The sequence below is a fragment of the Prevotella sp. AM34-19LB genome, from assembly GCF_003468525.1.
GTDB lineage: Bacteria > Bacteroidota > Bacteroidia > Bacteroidales > Bacteroidaceae > Prevotella.
The window spans coordinates 1-3133 of the sequence record NZ_QSIG01000099.1; the positions used below are offsets into that span (position 1 = coordinate 1).

A 3133-nucleotide genomic window follows, 5' to 3' on the forward strand; every position below is an offset into this window, starting at 1 on the left:
AATTCATCAATAATACAAAATAATTCTGTAACTTTGTCCTTGGTAATCTCCATAATGATATCTTTTTATGTTTGTAACTAATTGGATTTCACCTACAAAGATACAAAAAATATCGGAGATTACCAACTTTTTTAGGCACTATTTCTTATCCCGAACTGAGGTAAAATCACAGAAACTGCAAGCTCGTCATCACCGACTTAATCATTGATGACGTACCATTTGCACAACTGGATTCTGTTCTCAAAAGTGACATTTCCGAAGAAATGCCACATTACACAAAAAGGATTTCCATACCTTCCAATGTGAAGAAGTTTGATATCGAATTCTCACTCCTCACATACGGTAATACACGAAAGAACAGCTATGCCTACCAGCTGGAAGGATATGACGAAGACTGGCAATACAGCAAACAGGATGAACATAAAGCTACTTTCCAGAACCTGAATGCAGGCACCTACAAGTTACATCTGAAGGCAAACGACGGCTACGGCAAGTGGCAGGAACTGCCATACACCATCACCATCAAGGTGCTGCCACCTTGGTATGCATCACGCCTTGCCTTCATGCTCTATATCCTGATGCTCATTGGCGGCATCTTTGCTGCTGCCAGATGGTATAAGGAGCGGGTGAAGACCAGAAACAGCCTGCAGATGGGCGTCATCCTCACCAATATCACCCACGAGCTGCTCACCCCACTCACCGTCATCTCTGCCACCATCTACAAACTCAAGGCGATGGCACCACAGTATGAGGAAGATTACATGGTGATGGACAACAACATCAACCGCACCACCCGACTCCTGCGACAGATTCTGGAAGTAAGAAAGTCGCAGGCAGGACAGCTGCATCTGCTCGTGAGCCGCAGAAACCTGATTTCGTTCATAGAAGAAGCTTGCGAGAATATCCGTCCGATGGCTGAACACCAGCAGGTTACCCTATTCCTGGAGAAGCCGAAGGCTGAAGGTATGGCATGGTTTGATGCCGACAAGATGGATAAGATCATCTACAATCTGCTCTCCAACGCCATTAAATATAATAAGGTGGGAGGCAAGATTGATGTATCACTCAGCCTCAGCAAGGAGCAGGCGGTCATCAAGATTGCCGATAATGGCATCGGTATGTCGAAGGAGAAGATGAAGCATCTCTACACCCGATTCTTCGATGGCGACTACCGCAAGCAGAACATGCCGGGAACCGGCATCGGACTGTCGTTGACCCACGACCTGGTGAAACTGCATCATGGCAACATCCAATGTGAGAGTCAGGAAGGCGAAGGCACTACCTTCACCATTACCCTGCCTATCAGAAAGAGTGCCTATGCACCAGATGAAATAGACAATTCAGACAAACCAAATGCAGTAAATCAGGAAGCCATCAGACAGGCAAGCCAGGAAACGGAGCAGGAATCCCAACCTGCTTCTGAAGACAAACCTAAGCTGGCACCTGTCCGCCAGAGCATCTTCATCCGTAAGAATGCGAGCAAGATCCTGGTGGTGGAGGACAACGAGGAACTGCTCGCCCTGATGCTGCAGGTGCTGAGCAAGAACTATCACGTTTTTACGGCAAAGAACGGAAAGCAGGCGATGAACATCATCATGAAGGAGAAACTCGATCTGGTGGTGAGCGATGTGATGATGCCAATCATGGATGGCATCGAACTGACCAAGCAGCTCAAGTCTGACAAGAGTTTCTGGCAACTGCCTATCATCCTGCTTACCGCCAAGAACAAGGAAGAGGACAAGACAGAGGCTTACTCTATCGGAGCAGATGCCTACATCACCAAGCCTTTCAAGTTTGAGGAACTGGAAGTCAGAATCAATGCCCTTCTTGCCAACCGCAAGAAGATGATAGAAAAGATTCAGGCAGAAGTTTCGCTCCAAAACAGCACAGAGAGCGAAACACAGGCTGCGTTACATTTGAGCAACCCAGATCAGGCATTCATCACTCGTGCCACAGAGGTACTGATGCAACATCTTGCAGATGGCGATTACAACCGCGAGGCATTCGCCAAGGATATGGCGATGGGCGAATCCACCTTATATAATAAGGTAAAAGCCACAACAGGGCAAACGGTCATTGCCTTCATCACCAGCATCCGCCTGAAGGAGGCGCAGCGCATCATCCGGTCGAACCCTGACATTCTGATCAGCGAAGTGGCAACTCAGGTGGGCTTCAACACTCCGAAGTATTTCTCGAAATGCTTCAAGAAGAAGTTCGGCGTCTTCCCGAAGGAATATGCAGAGCAACTGAAAGATGTCAATTAGTATGATTAGTCGTGGAAATCCATTGTTTTTTCGCACATTTCCACGACTAATAAATACCATTCCCCCCTTCACTATTCTGCGCGAAATGACCTTTTCACCCCATTTCGCGCAAAATAGTGACTCATTATTTTGCGCTAAACGATATTTTTAGTATCTTTTCAGCCGATATAATCTTGTTTTCGTGTAAATTTCACAAAACAATAAGCTCGTTTTCGTGTAAGATATGGTTCCATTACTATAACGCACCGAGTTATCACTATGGATGACTTATTCCGTATCTAAAAACTCCAAAAGCCTAGAGGAAAAAGTAATTGTTATTAGGGAAAATCTCCGTTCAAAAGTATTGAACCGCCGTTCAACACTTTTGAATGTACATTCAAAGCTTTTGAACACACATTCAATACTTTTGAACGAAGATTTTCCCTAATGATAAAAACATATTGATCGTGCAGTAAATACTATTTCCATTAGAAGAAGATAAACGCAGTGTGGGAATATCTTGTAGCCATATTGGTAAAACTACATTTCATCCCTTCTGAGCAGTCTCTTTTATTGGGTGTCGGGGCGCAGCAAATAACCCATATCCGTTCGAAAATCAACAGCAAGCTATTTGGTAAAAGCGGAGCCAAAACCCTTGATGCCAATCTATGGAGGATATGATAGCCATCAGTGTAAAAAATGTAATATGATATGTAAGTTTCTTATCTGTAGTATGTTAAGTTGTAATGGATGCAGTACTGGGTATAAAATATATAACCAAAACCCGTTGGCGGAATTAATTTAGCGCATACTTAACCCTGCCAATCGGTCTGTTGTTTACATAATTAATATATTGCAAGACTGTAAATGCGCTGATTTTCCCGATGATT

At 44.4% G+C, this 3133-nt stretch carries 1 protein-coding gene; it reads left to right on the forward strand.

Annotated elements, in window-relative coordinates; genetic code table 11:
• The first annotated feature begins 302 nt into the window (after nucleotides 1–302).
• Nucleotides 303–2264, forward strand: coding sequence for a hybrid sensor histidine kinase/response regulator transcription factor (locus tag DW830_RS15260; RefSeq protein WP_158573526.1), 1962 nt, complete (start codon nucleotides 303–305; stop codon nucleotides 2262–2264).
• Nucleotides 2265–3133: the final 869 nt, after the last annotated feature.